Genomic DNA, 22,067 nt, shown 5'->3' with positions numbered 1-22,067 from the left:
TCGTGGATCAGGCAGCGTTCTTGACAGCTTCAACGACCTTCTTGGCGCCGTCGTTGATGTTGTCGGCCGGGATGATGGCCATGCCGCTGTCACGCAGCAGCTGCTTGCCTTCTTCCACGTTGGTGCCTTCCAGGCGCACCACGACCGGCACCTTGACGCCCACTTCCTTGACCGCGGCAATGATGCCTTCGGCGATCATGTCGCAGCGGACGATGCCGCCGAAGATGTTGACGAAGATGCCTTCGACCTTGTCCGAAGACAGGATCAGCTTGAACGCTTCGATGACGCGCTGCTTGTTCGCGCCGCCGCCCACGTCCAGGAAGTTCGCCGGCTCGCCGCCATTGAGCTTGATGACGTCCATGGTGGCCATGGCCAGGCCGGCGCCGTTGACCATGCAACCGATGTTGCCGTCCATGGTGACGTAGTTGATGTCCAACTCCGACGCGGTCACTTCGGTCTCGTCTTCCTGCGTCTTGTCGCGCATGGCGACCAGTGCCTTCTGACGGAATGCGGCGTTGTCGTCGCTGTCGAACTTGCCGTCCAGCGCGTACAGGTTGCCGTCGTCCAGGATCGCCAGCGGGTTGATCTCGACCAGCGCCAGGTCCTTTTCGTTGAACAGGCGGTACAGGTTCACCATGATGCTGGCGAACTGGCCGGCCTGCTTGGCGGTCAGGCCCAGCTTGAAGCCGAAATCGCGGCCGTGGTAGCCCTGCACGCCCTCGACGAAATCGACGTTGAGCGAGTGGATCAGCTCCGGCGTTTCGGCAGCGACCTGCTCGATCTCCACGCCGCCTTCGGAGGAGGCGATGTAGGTGATGGTCTTGGTGCCGCGGTCGACCAGGATCGACAGGTACAGCTCCTTGACGATCTCGCCGGCGGTGGTCACCAGCACCAGGTTGACCGGCAGCTCGACGCCGGCGGTCTGGTAGGTGGACATCTTGGTGCCGAGCATCTTGGCCGCTGCGGCCTTCACGTCGTCGGTGGTCTTGCAGAACTTGACGCCGCCAGCCTTGCCGCGGCCGCCCGCGTGGATCTGCGCTTTCACCATCCAGGGGCCCTTGCCCAGGGAATTGGCGACTTCAACCGCTTCGTCCGGGGTCGCCGCGACCTTGCCGGCCGGAACGGGGATGCCGTACTCGGCAAGCAGCTGTTTTGACTGGTATTCGTGGAAATTCATGCGTCACCGTGGGAAAAGGAAACGACCGCTGCGTGCGACGCAGACCGCCGGGGCGGCACGTCATGGGACGCGAACGGGCCGCCTATTGTGGCCGACCGCGCCGTGCGGCGCAAAATTCGGCGATATTGCCGGCCGGATCTGCGCGGTTGCACGGCATCCCGAGCCCCTGTGGCCATGGGCGACCGCGCAGCTGCCTATACTCGCGTCACGTTTCAGCAAAGGGGCCCGGCGTGGCATTCAGCGCATCGCTCATCGACCGGATCCGGTCGGCGCCACAGCGCGAGCTGTACTTTTTCTCGCTGTACCGGGTCCTGGTGGCCGGGCTGATCGCCGCACTGGTCTTCAGCCCGCTGTCCGATGCCATCCCCGGGCCGCGCTATCCGCGCCTGGCCGCGGCAGTGGCCATCGGCTACCTGTCGATGGCCATCCCGCTGCTGTTCTGGGGCCGCAACGAGCGCCGCCTGACCGCCACCGTCCTGTGCGCGGTGGTGGCCGACATCCTGGCCGCCGCCCTGGCCACGCACGCCTTGCCCGGCGCCAGCGCCGGCATCGCGATGATGCTGCTGTTCAATGTCGCCGCCGCCGCGACCCTGCTGCGGCTGCGCTACGGCATGAGCGTGGCGGTACTCGCCAGCGCCGCCATCGTGCTCGAATACCTGTGGACCCTGCTCGAAGGCGGGGCCGCCGCGCGCCCGGTGGCCGAACTTGCGATGTTCGTCACCAGCTACGTCGCGGTGGCCTTCATCTGCGAACAGATCGCCTCGCGCGCGCGCCGCAATCAGGTCTTGGCCGAACAACGCGGCGCGCAGGTCGCCAATCTGTACGAGATCAACGAACTGATCATTCGCCGTCTGCGCACCGGCGTGCTGGTGATCGATGCGCACAACCGCATCAGCCTGGCCAACGAGGCCGCGCTGGCACTGCTGGGCGACGCCGATCGGCGCGTGGCCACCACCGAGCTGTCGCTGGCCACGCTCACCCCGGAACTGGCGCGCCGCCTGCAACGCTGGCGCAGCGGCTGGCGCCAGGAAGAATCGCCCCTGCAGTTGGGCGCCGACCGCCCCGAGGTGCAGCCGCGCTTCGTCCGCCTGCTGGCCGACAGCGACCTGGTGCTGGTGTTCCTGGACGATTCCAGCGTAGTGTCGCGGCGCGCCGAGTCGCTCACGCTCTCGGCGATGGGCCGGTTCTCGGCGAGCCTGGCGCACGAGATCCGCAACCCGCTGGCGGCGATCAACTACGCCTCGCAGCTGCTGGAAGAGTCGCCGGATATCGGCGATGCCGACCGCCGCCTGCTGCAGATCATCCACCAGCAGTGCCAGCGCACCAACGGCATCGTCGAAAGCGTCCTGGGGCTGGCCCGCCGCGAGCGCGCCAATCCCGAAAACCTGGATCTGGCCGCCTTCGTCCGCCGCTTCGTGGTCGAGTACCGGCAGACGCTGTCGATGGAAACCGACATCCTCGAGGCCAGCATCCAGGGCAGCTCGGTGCATGCGCTGGTCGATCCCAAGCACCTGCACCAGATCCTGACCGCGCTGGTACACAACGCACTCAAGTACGGCCGGATCATGGACGAACCGGCGCGGGTGAAGCTGCGCGTCGAACACCAGGAGCGCATGGCCATCATCGATGTGGTCGATCGGGGCCCGGGCATTCCGGAAACGGTGGCCGCCCAGCTGTTCCGCCCCTTCTACACCACCTCCGAACACGGCACCGGGCTCGGTCTGTACATCGCCCAGGAGCTGTGCCGCGCCAATCAGGCGCAACTGGACTACGTACCGGTGCCCGGCGGCGGTGCCTGCTTCCGGATCCTGTTGCAAGGACCCAACGGGCTGCTGGGCAAGTGAGCCGATGCGTCGCCGCTCGGGCAGATCGGCGCGCCCGACGCCCCGTTGCGGTTCCACCCTGCGGCAGGTGGCCGACAACCCCTTCCAACCCCGCTGCGTAAACCGTTCGCGCAAGGGGGATGACGCTCCGGGTCGAATAGCGCCGACAATTGTGGACTGTCATCACGCTGGGCTATCGTGGGCAACATGAACGAACCGAAAAGTGCCCTGGTCGTCGACGACGAGCGCGATATCCGTGAACTGCTTGTTCTCACCCTGGGGCGGATGGGCCTGCGCATCAGCACGGCGGCCAACCTGGCCGAAGCGCGCGAGCTGTTGGCCAGCAACCCCTACGACCTATGCCTGACCGACATGCGCCTGCCCGACGGCAACGGCATCGAGCTGGTCACCGAAATCGCCAAGCATTACCCGCAGACCCCGGTGGCGATGATCACCGCCTTCGGCAGCATGGACCTGGCGGTGGAAGCGCTCAAGGCCGGCGCGTTCGACTTCGTCAGCAAGCCGGTGGACATCAGTGTGCTGCGTGGCCTGGTCAAGCACGCCCTGGAATTGAACAACCGCGACCGGGCAGCGGCGCCTGCCCCGCCGCCCGAGCAGGCCAGCCGGTTGCTCGGCGATTCCAGCGCGATGGAGAGCCTGCGCGCCACCATCGCCAAGGTCGCGCGCAGCCAGGCGCCGGTCTATATCGTCGGCGAATCGGGCGTGGGCAAGGAACTGGTCGCGCGTACCATCCACGAACAGGGCGCGCGTACGGCCGGGCCGTTCATCCCGGTCAACTGCGGCGCCATCCCCGCCGAACTGATGGAAAGCGAATTCTTCGGCCACAAGAAGGGCAGCTTCACCGGCGCGCACGCCGACAAGCCCGGCCTGTTCCAGGCCGCCCATGGCGGCACCCTGTTCCTGGACGAAGTGGCCGAACTCCCGCTGCAGATGCAGGTCAAGCTGTTGCGGGCGATCCAGGAAAAATCGGTGCGCCCGGTCGGCGCGTCCGGCGAGACCCTGGTGGATGTGCGCATTCTTTCGGCCACCCACAAGGACCTGGGCGACCTGGTCTCCGATGGCCGCTTTCGCCACGACCTGTACTACCGCATCAATGTGATCGAACTGCGCGTACCGCCGCTACGCGAGCGCAGCGGCGACCTGCCGCAACTGGCCGCCGCGATCATCGCGCGGCTGGCCCACAGCCACGGCCGGCCGATTCCGCTGCTGACCCCCTCGGCCCTGGACGCGCTGGATCAATACGGCTTTCCCGGCAACGTGCGCGAGCTGGAAAACATCCTCGAACGCGCCCTGGCCCTGGCCGAAGACGACCAGATCAGCGCCAGCGACCTGCGCCTGCCCGCCCATGGCGGCCACCGCCTGGCCGCCCCCACCGGCGCCACCGCGGCCGAACCGCGCGAAGCGGTGGTCGACATCGACCCCGCCTCGGCCGCCCTGCCCTCTTACATCGAGCAACTGGAGCGCGCCGCGATCCAGAAGGCGCTGGAAGAAAACCGCTGGAACAAGACCAAGACCGCCGCGCAGCTCGGCATCACCTTTCGGGCTTTGCGTTACAAGCTCAAGAAGCTGGGGATGGAGTAGCTGGAAGGCCGGGATTGGGGATTCGTCATTGGGGATTGGGGATTTGGCATTGGGGATGGGTGACCGCACTGCTGCACAGACCCTGCTGGAAGGTAGCCAGAACTCCCCTCTCCCGCTTGCGGGAGATCGCGTATCGCCTTCTTCTCCCGCTTGCGGGAGATCGCGTATCGCCTTCTTCTCCCGCTTGCGGGAGAAGGTGCCCGAAGGGCGGATGAGGGCGCTCAGTCCTTCGTCACACGATTGATTTCCGCCAGGCTGGTCACCCCATGCGCAGCCTTCATCAACGCCGACTGGCGCAAATCGCGAATACCGATCTTCTGCGCCGCTTCGGCGATCTGCATCGCATCACCGCACCTTCTCCCGCCCGCAGAAGATCGCGTTACCACTTTCTTTCCCCGCTTGCAGGAGATCGCGTATCGCCTTCTTCTCCCGCCTGCGGGAGAAGGTGCCCGAAGGGCGGATGAGGGCGCTTAGTCCTTCGTCACCCGATTGATTTCCGCCAGGCTGGTCACCCCATGCGCAGCCTTCATCAACGCCGACTGGCGCAAATCGCGAATACCGATCTTCTGCGCCGCTTCGGCGATCTGCATCGCATTGCCGCCTTCCAGCACGATCGCACCGATCTCGTCGGTCATCGGCATCACCTGATAGATACCGGTACGGCCCTTGTAGCCCTCGGTGCACTCGTCGCAGCCCACCGCCTCGTACAGCTCGATCCCGGCGGCGATCTGCGCCGGCGTAAATCCTTCGGCCAGCAACGCATTCTCCGGCAGCGACGACTTGCGCTTGCAGTTGTTGCACAACCGCCGCGCCAGACGCTGCGCGATCACCAGCGTCACCGACGAAGTGATGTTGTAGGGCGCAATGCCCATGTTCATCAGACGCGCGATGGTCTGCGGCGCGTCGTTGGTATGCAGCGTCGACAGCACCATGTGGCCGGTCTGCGCCGCCTTGATCGCGATCTCGGCCGTCTCCAGGTCGCGGATTTCGCCGACCATGATGATGTCCGGATCCTGGCGCAGGAACGAGCGCAAGGCCGCGGCGAAGGTCATGCCGCGCTTGTTGTTCTGCTGCACCTGGTTGACGCCTGGCAAGCGGATTTCGACCGGATCCTCGGCGGTGGAGATGTTGCGCGTCTCGTCGTTGAGGATGCCCAGCGCCGTATACAACGACACCGTCTTGCCCGAACCAGTCGGCCCGGTCACCAGCACCATCCCGTACGGCTTGTGGATCGCCTCCAGGAACAACTTCTGCTGGTCCGGCTCGTAGCCCAGCTTGTCGATGCCCAGCTTGGCCGCGCTGCCGTCCAGGATACGCAGCACCACCTTCTCGCCGAACAGCGTCGGCAAGGTGCTGACGCGGAAGTCGATCTGCTTGGTCTTGGACAGGTTGAGCTTGATGCGCCCGTCCTGCGGCACCCGCTTCTCCGCGATATCCAGCTGCGACATCACCTTCAAGCGAGCCGCGATGCGCTGATTCAGCTTCACCGGCGCCTTGGCCACATTCTTGAGCAGCCCATCGATCCGCAACCGCACCCGGTAATCGTCTTCATAGGGCTCGAAATGGATGTCCGAGGCTCCCCGCCGGATCGCATCCACCAGCACCTTGTTGACGAACTTCACCACAGGCGTGTCGTCGCCCTTGGCATCGACCCCGGCATCCCCGCCGGCGCCCATGTCCTCGTCCCCGGCCGACACGTCCAGGTCGCCCATGCCCTCATCATCATCCCCGAGAGAAGCGCCTAGCGAGGCATTACTGGCCTGCCATTGCTCTAGGGTACGACGAATCTGGTCCTCGTCGACCAGGATAGGCTCGACCACCAGGTTCGTATGGAACTTGATGTCATCCAGTGCCCGGGTCTGGGTCGGGTTGCTCACCCCCACGAACAACCGGTTGCCGCGCTTGAACAGCGGCAACACCTGGTGCTTCTGGAGCAACTCCTCGCTGACCAGCTTGACGGCACTCTGGCTGGCGTCGAATGCTGATACGTCGAGCAAAGGCATACCGAACTCAACCGCGTTGGCTGCGGCTAACTGTGCCGCGCCTACAACTTTGTTCTGGGCAAGCCAGATGGGGAGCGGCAGCTTGGCTGAAGCCGCTTTCTCCATCGCGTCGCGAGCGACGGCTTCGTCCAGCGCTCCATCTTGGACCAAGCGGCGCGCTAGACCAGTGATTCCGACAAGGTTGGCAGTACTGACGGCGTTCATACGAGTCCTCTGTTGATCCGACATCCCGCCACACGCGGCAGCCGGCTTCTGCCTACAAGCAAAGTCTTGGCCAAACCGCCCACGTAAATCCACACTTTGGTGACACTCTAACGCTGTCAGAATGGCTGTGCACGATGCCAGCGCCAAGCGCTTTCAATGATTTCGAGCATATCTTGCCAGCTTCTTTCCCAGCCCAAAATTTGCCGCGCCTTTGCACTGGAAGCAACCAGTCGCGCCGGGTCACCGGGTCGCCTCCCAACCAATTCAAACGGAACGGGTCGCCCTACCACCTGTTCAGCCGAAGCCACGATATCCATGACCGAATACCCCTGTTCGCCCCCGAGATTGAAATCATGCGCTCCGGGACTACGTTCAAGAAGAGAAACCGCAAGCGCGTGTGCTTTAGCAAGATCCTGAACATGTACATAATCGCGAATGCAGGTTCCGTCGGAAGTAGGATAGTCCGCCCCGAATACCTTCAGTGGTGGCGCCTGTCCAAACGCAGCCCTTAGGGCATTTGGAATAAGGTGGGTTTCTCTTGCGTGCGCCTCACCAATGCCATGCTCAGCAAGAGCTCCTGCAGCATTAAAGTAACGAAGAACTACTGAAGATAGACCATAGGCAGCCCACGCGTCAGCGAGAATACGCTCGACCATCAACTTGCTAGCGCCATAGGGTGTGATCGGCTGCATCGGCTGGTACTCATCGATCAGCGCAACTTGAGATTGTCCGAACACTGCCGCAGTCGAAGAAAACACCATTTTTTCTACTCCGCGCCGACGCATCTGCGTCAGAAGATTCAGCGCGCCGACGACGTTGTTCTGATAAGTGGGAAACGGGTTACCCACAGATTCGGCTACCAGCGAGGTCGCAGCAAAATGCATTACCACGTCGTAACGACGCATATTAAACGCACGCGTTAGCGCCGCTTCATCCAACAGGTCGGCTTGGATGAACTCGCCCCATTTGACTGCTTGGCGGTGGCCGGTAGACAAATTGTCCAACACAGTGACCGCGTGCCCTTGCTCCGCCAGCCACTGCGACATATGGCTGCCGATATATCCCGCCCCCCCACAGACAAGGATGTTCCACATTTATTCCACCCCACGCCCAATGATCATCACAAAGACCGCCCCTATTTACCAAGCACTCGAAACGGAACGCCCCAGAACTGACCTGTGCTCAAGCTTTGGCTTCTTCGTGGTACTCATCGTCCACATTGATTGACCACAGGCGGTTCTTATCCACATTACCGGTCAGAATTTGCTCGGCAGCTTCCTTGGCCGTCAGCATCGAATGGTCCTGATTGTTATAGCGGTGCATGCCATTGCGTCCCACAAGGAATAGGTTGGGCACCGCGTCCAACGCCGTACGCAACTGCTCGAAGCGCGCATATGATTCGCCGAAATAGCCTGGGTAGGCCTTAGGCACACGAATCACCACCGCGTCCTGCGCAGCTGCCGCAGAAACCAGCCCGATCTGCAGCATCTCGCGCTGCGCCAACTCCTGCAGATCGACATCGGACATCGTCCAGAGCTCGTCGGTTTCGCGACAGAAGAATTCTAGCCCCATCCACACCATGGACGCGTCCTTGACCATGTGCGGGCTCCAGTTGTTGAAAATCTGGACACGTCCCACGTTCACGCCCGGCTCCTGGATATATATCCAGTTATCACCCAACGTACGTGGCAACTCGCTGGCCCGATAAAGCAGGCCAACGGTGATGAAGTCGCGGTACTGCAAGTTGTCGGCAATGGCCACAATGTCCTCGCCCCAGCTCTGCCGCGAGGCGGCCACCAAGTCACGCATCGGCATCGTCGACACCACGTGGCTGCAGTCCAATTTGAAGACCTCGCCCGCCTCGTTCTGTACGGTCACGTTATGTACTTGCCCTGCATCCACAGCAAGGCCTACAGCCTTGTGCTTCATCAGCAGGGTGCCACCACGCGCTTGGAAGAGCTGCGCCGCAGTCTCCCACATCTCACCAGGTCCATGCTTGGGGTACAGGAAATTCTCAATGAGCGAAGTTTGCGCCACCTTTTCATTCAGGCCCAGCATGCCCCTTAGTGCATGCACTACCGCCTTGGTGACCGACAAGCTCTTGATGCGCTGCGCGCCCCATTCGGCACTTATCTGATTGCAAGGCACACCCCATACTTTCTCGGTGTACTCCTTGAAGAACTGCCCGTACAGGCGCTGGCCAAAGCGGTTGATCAGGAAATCCTCAAGGCTCACCTCCGGCTCGATCTTGCTGACCTGCGCACGCAGATAGCTGAAACCAAACAGCAAGGACTTGGCCACGCCCAGCTTGCGAAAGCTGTCCACGTCCAACTTCAACGGATACGAGAAGAGTCTTCGGTTGAAGTAGATCCGTGACAGGCGGTTGCGTACCAGCATGGCAGCTGGCTGGGCTCCATCGGTCACGGCGGCACCGGCCGGCAGGCCATCGCGCGCCTGCCCCTGGTAACGCAGATTCAAAGGAACATCACCAGAATGTTCAATGGGCATCAGATTGGTCCACCACTGCATCACCCAGTCTGATTTAGAGAAGAAACGATGTCCGCCGATGTCGATGCGGTTGCCGTTGTGGTTGACCGTGCGCGAAATTCCGCCGACACAGTCATCGGCCTCCAGCACCGTTACCTGCACGCCCGGCTGTCCCACCAGCTCTAGCGCTGCCGTGAGCCCTGCGGGCCCGGCACCAATGATCACTACATGCTTACTCATGTTGCTTCCCTTCCCCAATGGACCAGCCACGCGCGCGCGGCCGGAACAGAATCAATTTCCGCAGTACAAAGTTGGAGGTGAATGAAAAACCCACCGCAATCAGCCTGGCAATGCTCCCCGGCATACCAAGCCATTCGATGCCCAGCCACATTATCCCCTGAACCACCAGCAAGCCGACGCAACCGATCAACACGAAGGTTACCAATTCTGCCGGGCGCGAATGAAGGCTGCGCGCGGCGAACACCCAGCGCACGCTGATGAAGTAGGCCACGACGCTGCCTACCAAGAAGCCAGCGGTGGCAGCACCGTACCAGCCCCAACCCCATCGGGTGAGCAAGCTAAAAGTACCCAGATCAAGCAGCAACGCCACGAACGACGCCAGCAGATAGCCCCAACCTTCCAGGGCCGAGCGGCGCCGGGCCGTGGAGAGTGCAGCGACGTCCACTGCAGATGGTTCGTTCATTCCTATGCGCCCCCCGTAAGCGGCCGCACCCAGTCTGAGCACTTGTAAAGATACTCGGTAGTAATCACTTCGCCTGTTCGCGGATGACGCACCTGCCATTTGCTCCGCACGTGCTTTTCCTGGTCGAACGGCAACACGAAGTAATTTGGCGGCACCAGATCACCGTGGCGCGTACACATATGTTCCAGACCCGACTCGCTGATCCTGCAAGGTTCGGCGCCCACCTGCACGTTCGCCATCACCTCGCAGATCTCGGACTGCAGCGTCACTGGTTCCACTTGGGCGCTCAACTGTCTGCCCAGTAGTGCCGTCTGCCGGTTGAACATCTGCCCGGACAACTGCTGCGGGCTGTAGTAATTGGCACGTCGGAGTACCAGCCATGCCGCACGCGGAGAGGCTTCGCTGGCAAACCAGAAAACGCTGGCGTCACGCGGAATATCTTCGCTGAACACCGCCGTGCCATCGGCTGACTCTTGGACGCGGGTCCACGGACTACGTGAGTCCCAGACGCTCAGCGCGCCCGCCAAGGCAACTAAGGACAGCACACCCATCAGAGCTTGCCCCTTCGGCCTACTGCTGCGGTAACCCCAGACGGCCAACGCGACCAGCCCGCCGCTGATCAGCGGGTAAGCGAAGATCATCACGTCCTGGCGAACCACTTCCGGATTGCGCCCGGCCATTTCGTACACGGCCCATATCTGCAACTGGTAGCGCGCGGCGGCTATAACCATCGCGATGCTCAATCCTGCCAGCAGCAGGCGGTGAATGGGGGGACTCACCCGATCAGCCACATACGGCCAAACCATGTGCAGCGGGATCAGCCCCAGCACCGCCCACGGCAAAGTGCTACGCGGCACGCTGGCGCCGATTACCGCAATAGAGACCACCAGCAAGGGAGCAATCCAGTAGCGCTCCCCACGCTCCCACTGATCCCAGATCACGAACGGAATCGACGCCGCAGCCAACCAGTGCACTATCCACAGCACGCGCCACAACTGCAGACCGATGGGCAAGACCAGCCTCAAGACATCAGCCAGCAGGAAACTCAGGCTAAGGCCGAGCACGGTGGCGAGCAGGGCTGCCTTGGCCAACCGACCCAACACCGCGCTGGGACCACCCCGCTGGGCCAGCAGGCTTAGAAGATAGACATCTGCCAGTACGATGCACCAGTCACGCGGCGTCCAGGCGCCCAGAAACACCTGGTCGCCCACTCCATCAATCATGCGGCGCCATTGCGTGTCCATCACCAGCAACAGGCCCGCCAGGGGACCCACCTTCAATGCTGCAAGGACGAAGATAGGCGCCACCAGCAGCAATGACCATAGCCAACGGCGGTCACCCAAAACGAGCCAACACCAAGCCAGCAGCACAGCGACGATGGCCTGCAACGGATGTAGCAGCCCCGCAGCAGCGAACAAGACTACTGCCCAGGCCATCCGATCACGCGCCAACGCCGCAATGGCCAGCAGGGATAGAGCCTCGGCAACAGGTCGCGCCGTCAGGAAAGGCTCCGCATACGAAAACATACTGAATGCGCCATAGCCGGTAGGCACAATGATCAACGCCAGCAGGGCGGGCCAGCGCCATCGTGCCGGGAACAGCACATGCACGCACCAGGCGCTGGCCGCGTAGAAAAGCAAGCGACTGGCAAAGGTCAGCGCCAAGAAGGCCTTACCAGGCTCTACGTGAGCCAGTACTAGCGCCAGCAACTGAGGGAACAGGGTAAAGCTGGCTTGGCTGCCCGCGACGAAGAACAGGTCACGGTTAAAGATATCTGGCGAGATCAAGCGCAAGGCTTGCGCCAGATAGAGCGTCGCGTCGTGGCGAATGCCGGTGTAGGGCCTGATGTAGAGGATCAACGCCAGCGCAAAGCACCAGGGCGCGATCCTGCGCAACGTCAGCATGTACCGGGTCCATATATTCAGAAAAAGCGAGCCCCGCAGACGCGGGGCTCGATTACAAAGCTCGGCGCATCACGCCTGCCGAGTTACTGGCAGGTAGACGGGCGGTACTTCCGATCAATCGTGCCGCTGCAAACCCAATTGACCTGACCGTTAGCGGTCTTGGTGCCTGTGAGGGTGATCGTTCCTGTGGGGGTGCTACCGCCCAGATCCTTGGCAGTTGCGGTGATCACGCCGTTGGCGTAGGTGACGCTCGACACATATTTGGACGACTGGGTCTCAATGGCCGCGCTCGCCGGCATGGTTGTCGCAGTATCCGAAGCAGCGGCTTCAGAAACAGTGGTACGGGCCGACGAAGCAGCTAGCACCACTTCCGACACGCGTGACTTGACCAGATAATCTTGGTAAGCGGGCAGAGCAATGGCCGCCAGAATGGCAATGATCGCGACAACGATCATCAGTTCGATAAGTGTAAAGCCTTGCTGCTTCTTCATGGATGCATCCCCTAGAGGTTGTGAGTTTACCGAAATCTCCGGCCCGGGCACTTGGTGCACCCGAGCAGGGCGCGTGTGCAAATCGGTACATGCAGATTACGTGCCAATCAGCAGTCCCCGTTCGCGTCTTCTCCCCGGGGCAATGATGCCAGGCATCTCGGCAAATGAAAGCTCCTCTGTCTTCAAGTGCGACCGGGGTGACCATGTGACGCGCAAGGTCAGATTCCGACTAAGAGCGGTCACTTCTCAAGACGTCGCAGGTCCATCGACCGATATGATGCCCTTGCCTGGCAAACACGCTACCATCACTGCGTACTCCGGCCTGGGGATGGCTGGATCTGGGGAGCCCAACATGTCAGTCGCGCGTAGCGCCATCAAGAAGCAATCGGTCGACCGGAACACAAGCATGCTGCAGACCTTCGTTTGGGAAGGGGCTGACAAGCGTGGCGTGAAGATGAAGGGAGAGCAGACAGCCCGTAACGCCAATATGTTGCGAGCAGAGCTGCGCCGCCAGGGCATTGTGCCCAGCATGGTGAAGCAAAAGCCGAAGCCTCTGTTCGGAGCGGCGGGTAAAAAAATTACCCCAAAAGACATCGCGTTCTTTAGCCGCCAGATGGCGACGATGATGAAGTCGGGCGTGCCCATCGTCAGTTCTCTGGAGATCATTGGCGAGGGACACAAGAACCCACGCATGAAAAAAATGATCGGCCAGATCAGGACAGACATCGAGGGTGGATCCTCGCTCTACGAGTCCATCAGCAAACATCCCGTTCATTTTGACGAACTCTACCGCAACCTTGTCCGCGCGGGTGAAGGCGCTGGCGTACTGGAGACAGTGCTCGACACGGTCGCTACCTACAAAGAAAACATTGAAGCCCTCAAAGGCAAGATCAAAAAGGCAATGTTCTACCCTGCCATGGTGGTTGCCGTGGCAATCATCGTGAGTGCGATTCTACTCATCTTCGTGGTGCCTCAGTTCGAAGAAGTATTTAAGAACTTTGGCGCCGAATTACCGGCATTCACTCAGCTCCTCGTCAACGCCTCGCGCTTCATGGTCAGCTATTGGTGGTTGATGTTAGTGGTGGCGGTTGGATCCATCGTTGGCTTCATTTTTGCCTATAAGCGCTCTCCACGCATGCAGCATGGGCTCGATCGATTGATCCTCAAGGTGCCGGTAATTGGACAGATCATGCACAACAGTGCGATTGCACGTTTTGCACGGACGACTGCAGTGACATTCAAGGCAGGCGTCCCACTAGTGGAGGCACTTGGGATCGTAGCTGGCGCTACTGGCAACAAGGTGTACGAGGAGGCCGTTCTCAGGATGCGGGACGATGTGTCTGTCGGCTACCCGGTCAACATGGCGATGAAACAAGTGAATCTGTTTCCGCACATGGTGGTACAAATGACGGCGATCGGCGAAGAAGCAGGCGCCCTGGATACCATGCTTTTCAAGGTGGCAGACTACTTCGAGCAGGAAGTCAACAACGCCGTGGACGCGCTAAGCAGCCTACTGGAGCCGCTGATCATGGTGTTCATCGGCACCATCGTAGGCGGCATGGTCATCGGCATGTATCTTCCGATCTTCAAACTCGGCGCAGTGGTTGGATAAGACGTAATGGCATTTCTTGACCAGCATCCCGGTCTCGGCTTTCCTGCCGCGGCCGGACTGGGACTGCTGATCGGCAGCTTCCTGAACGTGGTGATCCTGCGCTTGCCCAAGCGCATGGAGTGGCAGTGGCGGCGCGATGCGCGCGAGATCCTGGAGCTGCCGGACATCTATGAGCCGCCGCCGCCGGGGATCGTGGTGGAGCCCTCGCACGACCCGGTGACAGGCGACAAGCTCAAGTGGTGGGAGAACATTCCGGTCCTGAGCTGGGTGATGCTGCGCGGCAAGTCGCGCTACAGCGGCCAGCCGATCTCCATCCAGTATCCGCTGGTGGAGTTGCTGACGGCCTTCCTGTGCGTGGCCAGCGTCTGGCGTTTCGGCTTCGGCTGGCAGGGCTTTGGCGCGATCGTGCTGAGCTGCTTCCTGGTGGCGATGTCGGGCATCGACCTGCGCCACAAGCTGTTGCCGGACCAGTTGACCTTGCCGCTGATGTGGCTGGGCCTGGTCGGCTCGATGGACAACCTCTACATGCCGGCCAAGCCGGCCCTGCTCGGCGCGGCGGTTGGCTATGTGTCGCTATGGACGGTGTGGTGGCTGTTCAAGCAGCTCACCGGCAAGGAAGGCATGGGCCATGGCGATTTCAAGCTGCTCGCCGCGCTCGGCGCCTGGTGCGGGCTGAAAGGCATCCTGCCCATCATCCTGATCTCCTCGCTGGTCGGCGCCATCCTGGGCTCGATCTGGCTGGTCGCCAAGGGCCGCGACCGCGCCACTCCAATTCCGTTCGGCCCCTACCTGGCTATCGCCGGCTGGGTGGTGTTCTTCTGGGGCAACGATCTGGTGAACGGCTACCTGCAGTTCGCAGGCCTGCGCTGACCGGGGCACGGCGATGAGCGACTTCATCGTCGGCCTCACGGGTGGCATCGCCTCCGGCAAGAGCGCCCTTGCCGCCGAGTTCGAGAAGCTGGGTGTACCGGTCATCGATGCCGATGCGGTTGCGCGGCACGTCGTCATGCCGGGTCCTGTTCTCGATTGCATCATCGACTACTTTGGACCAGGCATCTTGCTGCCGGATGGCACGCTGGACCGCTCCGCCCTGCGCAACATTGTTTTCGCAGATCTGACGCAACGCAAAGCGCTCGAAGCAATTACGCATCCGGCTATCCGTGCAGAGTTGCAGCGCGCGGCACAGGCGGCTGAAGGTCCTTATGCCATCGTTGCGATCCCTTTGCTCACCGAGGCGGGTGGCCGCGCAGCCTATCCCTGGTTGGATCGCGTTCTGGTGATCGATGCACCAGTCGAACTGCAACATGCACGACTAATGCGCCGCGATGGCAGCACGCCGGAATTGGCGGATCAGATGATCGCTGCGCAGGCGTCCCGCGAGCAGCGTCTTGCGCTGGCGGACGACGTCGTGGTCAACGATGGCCAGCCGGCACATCTGATTCGAGCGGCGCACGAGCTCGACGCGCGTTATCGCCAGCGCACGAATTAGCGCGTCATTCCTGCAATTCCGCACACCCTACCGACGGGAGCGGAAAACATGACAGGTCGCAAAGACGACCTAGCGATGAAAGGCCAGTGTCGCGATGACGCCGCGCTCCTGGCCTGGGCGCACACTGACGCGCCAGCCATACAGGTCGCACAGCCGGCTCACGATCGACAGGCCGATGCCGCCGCCTTGCGAGTGGCCGGCGTGGGTGCCGCGGTAGCCGCGCTGGAACAGTTTGGCGGCGTCTTCTTCGCTCAGGCCGGGGCCGGAGTCGATGACTTCCACCGCATCGCCGAGCACGCGCACGCGCACCTGGCCGTCCTGGGTGTATTTGACGGCGTTGCCGATCAGGTTGCCGAGCGCGACCGACAAGGCGGATTCGGGCGCGTCGATCACCAGGTCGCGGCCGCCCTCCAGCAGCAGCTCCAGCGGTTTTCCGCCGAGTTGGGCGCGGTGCGAGTCGATCAGTTGTTCGGCCACCTTGGCCACATTGCTGCTGCCCTGCCCGCGTTCGTTGCGCGAGAGCAGCAGCAGCGAGCCGATCAGGTCGCTGCATTGCTGTTCGGCGCGCTGGATGCGCTGCAGCCGTTGCAGCACCTTCTCATCCAGATTGGGCTTGGTCAGCAGCAACTCGGTGGCACCGCGAATCACCGCCAGTGGCGTGCGCAGTTCGTGGCTGACGTCGGCGTTGAATTCGCGGTCGCGCTGCACCACTTCGGTCAGGCGCGCGGAATAGTCGTCCAGCGCTTCGGCGAGCTGGCCCACCTCGTCGTCCGGGAAGTGCGCGGCCAGCGGCTTGGGCTCGCTGGTACCGCCGCGGTAGGCACGCAGGCGCGCAGCCAGGTCCGACACCGGGCGCATCACCTTGGAGGCGGACCACCAGCCGATCAACAGTGAAAACCCGCTGAACACCAGCACCGACAGCATCAAGGTGCGCTTGAGCTGGATCTCGCCCTTGAGCGTCTGGGTCATGTCGTAGGCGAGGAAGAACCACTCGCTGGGCGTCTTGCGCACCGCCAGTTTGTACGAGTACGCATTGCCGTTTTCGTCCACGCCGGAAATGGTGTGGATGCCATCGGGGAACTGGTACCACTCCGGCTGCTCCAGGCGCAGCGCTTCGAACTTGTCGCTCTTGACCACGCGCCCGCGCATCTGTTGCACGGGCAGGTCGGGGTTGCGCATCGGATCGGAATAGAACCGCTGCGCGAACGCGTCGATGTTGCGGTTCATCACGTCTTCGACCAACTGGTTTTCCACGCGCGAGCGCGCCCAGTTGGTGGCAAAGGCGAACAGGGTCGTCAGGCAGAAGCCCAGCAACACGAACGACAGGATGATGCGGCTGCGCAGTCGCCGCCGGTAGCGGCCACGCCGGCGGGCGGGCCGCGGTCCGTTGGTACTCTCAGGCATCGGGCGAAGCGATGCGGTAGCCGATGCCGTGGCGGGTCTGGATCATCGGCACATCGAACGGCTTGTCCACCACCGCGCGCAGGCCGTGGATATGCACGCGCAGCGAGTCCGAATCGGGGAGCTCTTCGCCCCACACGCGGGTTTCCAGCTCCTGGCGCGTCACCACGGCGGGCGAGGCTTCCATCAGCGCCTGCAGGATCTTCAGCGCAGTGGGATTGAGTTGCAGCAGCTTGCCACGGCGGCGCACTTCCAGCGTGTCCAGATTGTACTCCAGATCGCCGGTTTCCAGCACGCGGGTGTGCACGCCCTTGCCGCGACGCGACAGCGCGTTGAGGCGTACTTCCACTTCCTGCAGGGCGAACGGCTTGATCAGATAGTCGTCGGCACCAGAGTCGAAGCCGGCCAGTTTGTTGTCCAGCGAGTCGCGCGCGGTGAGCATCAGCACCGGCGTTTGCTTGCGCGCTTCGTTGCGCAGCTTGCGACAGACTTCGATGCCGTCCATGCCGGGCAGGTTGAGGTCGAGCACGATGGCGTCGAACTCGTGCACCACCGCCAGGTGCAGGCCAGTGACGCCATCGGCGGCGAAATCCACCGTATGGCCGCGGTCTTCGAGGTAATCCCCCAGGTTGGCGGCAATGTCGCTATTGTCTTCGATTACTAGAATTCGCACTGGAACCTCGTTGTTGAGTCAGTTACCCGACTGCATTCGCACGTTCTGGCGTTGCAGCCGCGTCAATTCGTCTTTGTCGCCGTCTCGCAGCCGGCGCCGCTCGGCAGCCGTCATGCATTGCGTGGTGGAGAGATGCGAGCCCACTGCGCGAACGCGTTGACAGACCATCCGACTGTCTTCGCCAGCCTTGGTCAACAGCGCATTGACCACTTCCTGATCATTGAACACTGCGACGCTTGACTCCGGCGTGAGTTGCGCAGGGTCGGGGCTGGCCTGCAGCGTGGCCTGCATGCGCTCCAGGGCAGCCAGCACCTTGGCGCGGTCCTCGGGCCCGATCTCGGCATAGGTGTCGCCCGAGTTCAGGTCGCGGCGCACCTGTTCGGCCTGCTCGGCGAACGGCCGCTTGGCCTTGAGATCCACCATGGTCTTGGTGGCGGCAAAGGCCGGCAACGCCAGGAACAGCAGCAGCAGAGGCCCCTTCATGATTTCCCTTTGCGTTCCATACCCGACGATTGCTGAAATGTAGACCTGAACACGGCAACCAACAAGCCGTCACAAAAAGGCCCGGGCGCCTGTGGGACACCCGGGCCAAACGTTCTTCCCGATCACCGTCACTGCCGAGAGCGGAGCTACGGTCGGCAGAGGCTAGCGGTCCAGAGATTATTTTTTTGTTAATTTTTCGGTAAAGCATGCAGCCGGCCGATCAGCGGGTGGCCTGCTCCAGATGCTCCACGATATGGGTGGCGACATCCACGCCACAGACGCCCTCGACCCCTTCCAGCCCCGGAGTCGAGTTGACTTCCAGGACCAGTGGTCCACGGCTGGAGCGGATCAGGTCCACGCCCGCCACCGCCAGGCCGAGCGCGCGCGCCGAACGGACCGCCACTTCCTGTTCCTGCGCGCTGGCCTCGGCCATGGCGGCGCTGCCGCCCAGATGCAGGTTGGAACGAAAGTCGCCTTCGGCGGCCTGGCGGCGCATGGCGGCGACAACGCGGTCGCCGACCACGAAACAGCGCAGGTCCGCCCCCTCTGCCTCGCCGATGAATTCCTGCACGATGAAGTTGGCGTACAGCCCGCGCAGCGCCTCGACCACCCCGCGCGAGGCGCTGGCTTTTTCGGTCAGGATCACGCCGGCACCCTGCGCGCCCTCGTTCAACTTCACCACATGCGGCGGCGGGCCGAGCATGGAGAGCAGATCCTGGGTGTCGTCGGGGTTGTCGCCGAACACGGTGACGGGCATGTCGATGCCCTGCGCGGCCAGCAGCTGGTGTGCGCGCAACTTGTCGCGCGAACGCAGGATGGCGTCGGAAGGGTTCGGCGTATAGGTGCCCATGAACTCGAGCTGGCGCAACACTGCCGTGCCATAGCGGGTGACCGAGGCACCGATGCGCGGGATCACCGCGTCGAAGCCGGTGATCGGCTTGCCCTTGTAGTGCAGGCTGAAACCGTCGGCGGCAATCCGCATATAGCAGCGCAGCGGATCCAGGATGCGCACCGTATGCCCACGCTTGCGCCCGGCTTCGATCAGCCGGCGGGTCGAATACAGTTTGCTGTTGCGGGAAAGAATGGCGATCTTCATCGCAGTGGGAGTACGGCGCGGCCTGGACATGGTCGGAGTCTGGTGACGGAGTGACCCAAGCCCGTACGTGTGCCGTCCAGATCGCATGCAGGCCAGCTCCCTGCGCGCGACGATCGGACTGCTGTGCGACGGCCCCGAGAATGTGGAAGCGATGGCGCCAGGGCCTGTTGCAACCACGAACGCTGCGCAGCCACGGCCGCCTGGATGCTAGCAGGGCGTGCGCGCCGCGCTCAAGCGCCAAGCCGGCGATGGTCGCCCGCTAACGCATGCCAGCCATTGGCACTGCCCGGCATGCACGGTCCACAACGCGTGTCGCGCGCAAGGCCCTCCGCTCGCAACATAGACGCCTACGCCGACGCGAGCTGCACATCCCCGTCGCCCTCACGCCGCACCGCGATCGCCGTGACGCGTCTTGCACGCCTGGTACCGCAATGCTTGAGCCCCCTCAATGCCGGCATGCCGGCCCACCCGAGACCCATCCATGCGACGTCCAGCAAGCGCGGCCTATGCCAACCCCTCCCGCATCCGTCAGGGGCGTCCGTTTCCGCGCGGCGCCGTCTTCGATGGCAAGGGCACCAATTTCGCCCTGTTTTCCGCGCATGCCACGCGTGTGGAGCTGTGCCTGTTCGACGAACAGGGCAACGAAACGCGTGTCGACCTGCCCGAATACACCAACGAGATCTGGCATGGCTATCTGCCGGACGTCAAACCGGGGCAGCGTTATGGTTACCGCGTACACGGTCCTTACGCACCGACCGAGGGGCACCGCTTCAATCACAACAAGCTGCTGCTGGATCCCTATGCACGCGAGCTCGAAGGCGACCTGATCTGGGCTGACGAACTCTACGGCTACACGGTGGGCCACCCTGACGGCGATCTGAGTTTCGACGAGCGCGACAGCGCACCCTTCATGCCCAAGTGCGTCGTGGTCGAAGACACCTACGACTGGGAGGACGATGCGCGCCTGCTCAAGCCATGGAACGAGACGGTGGTGTATGAAACCCATGTGCGCGGCTACACCATGCGCAACCCGCAGGTGCCCGAAGCGCTCCGCGGCACCTGCGCCGGCCTGGCGCAGCCGCAGGTGTTGCAATACATCAAGGACCTGGGCGTCACCGCAGTGGAGTTGCTGCCGGTGCACGCGTACCTGGACGATCAACACCTGCTGGACAAGGGCCTGCGCAATTATTGGGGCTACAACACCCTCGGCTTCTTCGCATTGAAGTCGCGCTATCTCTCCAGCGGCCACCGCGATGAGTTCCGCGACATGGTCAAGGCCATGCACAAGCAGGGACTGGAGGTGATCCTGGACGTGGTCTACAACCACACCGCCGAAGGCAGCGAGCTTGGGCCCACGCTCTCGTTCAAGGGTATCGACAATGCCAGCTACTATCGTCTGGCCGAGGACAAGCGCTATTACATCAACGACACCGGCACGGGCAATACGCTCAACCTGAGCAACTCGCGGGTGATCCAATTCGTCAACGATTCGCTGCGCTACTGGGCGGGCGAAATGCATGTAGACGGCTTCCGCTTCGATCTGGCGACGATTCTCGGCCGCGAGCCGAGCGGGTTCGATCAACGCGGCGGCTTCCTGGATGCCTGCAACCAGGACCCGTTGCTGTCGGAAGTGAAGCTGATCGCCGAGCCGTGGGATTGCGGCCCTGGCGGTTACCAGGTGGGTCACTTCCCACCGGGCTGGTCGGAGTGGAACGACAAGTTTCGCGACAATGCGCGCGAGTTCTGGAAGGGCGAGGACGGCAAGCTCGCCGAATTCGCCACCCGTTTCACCGGCTCTGCGGACCTGTTCGATCGACGCGGCCGCAGGCCGTGGGCGTCGGTGAATTTCATTACCGCGCACGATGGGTTCACCCTGCGCGATCTGGTCAGCTACAACGAAAAGCACAACATCGACAATGGCGAGGACAACCGCGACGGCTCGTCCAATGACGGATCGTGCAATTACGGCGCCGAAGGCGAGACCGACGATGCCCAGATCCTGCAGATCCGCGAGCGGCAGATGAAGAACCTGCTTGCCACCTTGTTCCTGGCGCAGGGAACACCGATGCTGCTGGCCGGCGACGAGCGCGCGCAGACGCAGGGAGGCAACAACAACACCTATTGCCAGGACAACGAGATCACCTGGCTGGACTGGGAGAACGACCCCACCGACGGACGCCTGACCGGCTTCGTCAAGGCGCTGACGCACCTGCGCAAGCGCTACCCGATCCTGTCGCGTGGACGCTTCCTCAACGGTCAGTACAACGAGGAAGCCGGAGTGCGCGACCTCACCTGGCTCAACCCGGGCGGCAGCGAGATGGACGATGCGCATTGGACCGACGCCGGTGCGCGCTCGGTGGGTCTGCTGCTGGAAGGCAAGGCGCAGACTTCCGGCGTCAAGGAGCTTGCCAACGATGCCACCCTGCTGATCGTGATCAACGCCTACCACGAGGGTGTGAGCTTCACCCTGCCCGCGACCGACGAGCCGGTGCATTGGAAGCTGGTGCTCTCTACCGACGAAGTGCTGGAAGTGGACATGATGCCGGCCGGCGCGAGCGAGTTCCTGGCGCCGCCGCGCAGCGTGTCGGTGTTCGAATGCAAGAGCGACCAATGACCTGACGCGGAGGGGCTCGCCGTTCGTCGACAAGGCGAGCGGCGAGACCGCTGCACGCGCGGCACCGATGTGGCGAGGTGTCGGTCAAGGATCCGGGCCGTCGAAGGGTGCGATGGCGCGCCATCGTTACGCGACATCGTTGCCGGCCGCAGCCGCATCATCGCGACGTTCGATCTACAGAGCGCACTCCACACGGTGCCCGCTGCAGGCCGACTGGCCGTGTTGCGGGAGGCGTTGGCTGTGAGAGGCGTTGGCTGTGAGAGGCGTTGGCTGTGAGAGGCGTTGGCTGTGAGAGGCGTTGGCTG

Annotated in this window: 18 protein-coding genes; 6 read left to right on the top strand and 12 right to left on the bottom strand. The window is 62.7% G+C overall.

Annotation, left to right across the window (positions count from 1 at the left end; all coding sequences use genetic code 11):
* Nucleotides 1–7 precede the first annotated feature (7 nt).
* A complete protein-coding gene (gene sucC / locus LL962_RS14375) occupies nucleotides 8–1,177 on the bottom strand; it encodes an ADP-forming succinate--CoA ligase subunit beta (RefSeq protein WP_029220456.1) in 1,170 nt (389 codons plus the stop codon).
* A 230-nt stretch (nucleotides 1,178–1,407) separates the two neighbouring features.
* Here sucC and LL962_RS14370 point away from each other — a divergent pair, with 230 nt between their 5' ends.
* Both LL962_RS14370 and LL962_RS14365 read left to right on the top strand, forming a co-directional pair.
* Nucleotides 1,408–3,021, top strand: coding sequence for a sensor histidine kinase (locus tag LL962_RS14370; protein ID WP_104586654.1), 1,614 nt, complete (start codon nucleotides 1,408–1,410; stop codon nucleotides 3,019–3,021).
* A gap of 186 nt (nucleotides 3,022–3,207) precedes the next feature.
* Nucleotides 3,208–4,602, top strand: a complete 1,395-nt coding sequence (locus LL962_RS14365; protein ID WP_228317400.1) for a sigma-54-dependent transcriptional regulator — start codon at nucleotides 3,208–3,210, stop codon at nucleotides 4,600–4,602.
* Nucleotides 4,603–4,823: 221 nt separating this feature from the next.
* Here the strand turns inward: LL962_RS14365 and LL962_RS14360 are convergent, their stop codons facing one another.
* The 7 genes from LL962_RS14360 to LL962_RS14330 form a co-directional block, all read right to left on the bottom strand.
* Complete coding sequence (locus LL962_RS14360) at nucleotides 4,824–4,943, bottom strand: hypothetical protein (RefSeq protein WP_029220459.1); 120 nt, start codon at nucleotides 4,941–4,943, stop codon at nucleotides 4,824–4,826.
* A 129-nt stretch (nucleotides 4,944–5,072) separates the two neighbouring features.
* Complete coding sequence (pilB, locus tag LL962_RS14355; protein WP_228317434.1) at nucleotides 5,073–6,809, bottom strand: type IV-A pilus assembly ATPase PilB; 1,737 nt, start codon at nucleotides 6,807–6,809, stop codon at nucleotides 5,073–5,075.
* Nucleotides 6,810–6,925: 116 nt separating this feature from the next.
* Complete coding sequence (gene galE, locus LL962_RS14350; RefSeq protein WP_228317399.1) at nucleotides 6,926–7,903, bottom strand: UDP-glucose 4-epimerase GalE; 978 nt, start codon at nucleotides 7,901–7,903, stop codon at nucleotides 6,926–6,928.
* An 88-nt stretch (nucleotides 7,904–7,991) separates the two neighbouring features.
* Nucleotides 7,992–9,536 carry an NAD(P)/FAD-dependent oxidoreductase gene (locus LL962_RS14345; RefSeq protein ID WP_228317398.1) on the bottom strand — a complete coding sequence of 515 codons (1,545 nt, stop codon included), beginning with the start codon at nucleotides 9,534–9,536 and terminating at the stop codon, nucleotides 7,992–7,994.
* Complete coding sequence (locus LL962_RS14340; RefSeq protein WP_228317397.1) at nucleotides 9,529–9,999, bottom strand: GtrA family protein; 471 nt, start codon at nucleotides 9,997–9,999, stop codon at nucleotides 9,529–9,531. Before LL962_RS14340 ends, LL962_RS14345 begins: the two co-directional genes overlap by 8 nt.
* 2 nt (nucleotides 10,000–10,001) lie before the next feature.
* Entirely contained in the window at nucleotides 10,002–11,903 is a 1,902-nt protein-coding gene (locus LL962_RS14335; protein ID WP_228317396.1) for a hypothetical protein, read from the bottom strand.
* Nucleotides 11,904–11,986: 83 nt separating this feature from the next.
* A complete protein-coding gene (locus LL962_RS14330; RefSeq protein WP_228317395.1) occupies nucleotides 11,987–12,394 on the bottom strand; it encodes a pilin in 408 nt (135 codons plus the stop codon).
* A gap of 352 nt (nucleotides 12,395–12,746) precedes the next feature.
* On the opposite strand from LL962_RS14330, the gene LL962_RS14325 reads away from it, so the two are divergent.
* From LL962_RS14325 to coaE, 3 genes are read left to right on the top strand one after another with little or no spacing between them, the layout of a single operon-like run.
* Entirely contained in the window at nucleotides 12,747–14,006 is a 1,260-nt protein-coding gene (locus tag LL962_RS14325; RefSeq protein ID WP_228317394.1) for a type II secretion system F family protein, read from the top strand.
* A gap of 6 nt (nucleotides 14,007–14,012) precedes the next feature.
* Nucleotides 14,013–14,876 (top strand): prepilin peptidase, encoded by an 864-nt coding sequence (locus tag LL962_RS14320; RefSeq protein WP_104586660.1) that lies wholly within the window; start codon nucleotides 14,013–14,015, stop codon nucleotides 14,874–14,876.
* A 13-nt stretch (nucleotides 14,877–14,889) separates the two neighbouring features.
* Nucleotides 14,890–15,495, top strand: coding sequence for a dephospho-CoA kinase (gene coaE, locus LL962_RS14315; protein ID WP_104586661.1), 606 nt, complete (start codon nucleotides 14,890–14,892; stop codon nucleotides 15,493–15,495).
* Between the two features lie 69 nt (nucleotides 15,496–15,564).
* Here the strand turns inward: coaE and LL962_RS14310 are convergent, their stop codons facing one another.
* From LL962_RS14310 to rimK, 4 genes are all read right to left on the bottom strand, one after another.
* Nucleotides 15,565–16,899, bottom strand: coding sequence for a sensor histidine kinase (locus tag LL962_RS14310; protein ID WP_228317393.1), 1,335 nt, complete (start codon nucleotides 16,897–16,899; stop codon nucleotides 15,565–15,567).
* Complete coding sequence (locus LL962_RS14305; RefSeq protein WP_003490678.1) at nucleotides 16,892–17,569, bottom strand: response regulator transcription factor; 678 nt, start codon at nucleotides 17,567–17,569, stop codon at nucleotides 16,892–16,894. Before LL962_RS14305 ends, LL962_RS14310 begins: the two co-directional genes overlap by 8 nt.
* Before the next feature lie 18 nt (nucleotides 17,570–17,587).
* The gene (locus tag LL962_RS14300; RefSeq protein WP_228317392.1) at nucleotides 17,588–18,052 is read right to left on the bottom strand and encodes a hypothetical protein; all 465 of its coding nucleotides are present in this window, start codon (nucleotides 18,050–18,052) and stop codon (nucleotides 17,588–17,590) included.
* A 220-nt stretch (nucleotides 18,053–18,272) separates the two neighbouring features.
* The gene (gene rimK / locus LL962_RS14295; protein WP_104586662.1) at nucleotides 18,273–19,148 is read right to left on the bottom strand and encodes a 30S ribosomal protein S6--L-glutamate ligase; all 876 of its coding nucleotides are present in this window, start codon (nucleotides 19,146–19,148) and stop codon (nucleotides 18,273–18,275) included.
* A 481-nt stretch (nucleotides 19,149–19,629) separates the two neighbouring features.
* Between rimK and glgX the strand changes: the two genes are divergently transcribed.
* Nucleotides 19,630–21,762: a glycogen debranching protein GlgX gene (gene glgX, locus LL962_RS14290; protein ID WP_228317391.1), complete on the top strand. Its 2,133-nt coding sequence runs from the start codon at nucleotides 19,630–19,632 to the stop codon at nucleotides 21,760–21,762.
* The last annotated feature ends 305 nt before the right edge of the window (nucleotides 21,763–22,067 follow it).

The organism is Xanthomonas sp. NCPPB 1067, from assembly GCF_020783795.1.
In the GTDB taxonomy this organism is placed as follows: domain Bacteria; phylum Pseudomonadota; class Gammaproteobacteria; order Xanthomonadales; family Xanthomonadaceae; genus Xanthomonas; species Xanthomonas melonis.
The sequence above is the reverse complement of the archived record's forward strand: the minus strand, read 5'-3'. Positions and strand labels throughout refer to the sequence as shown.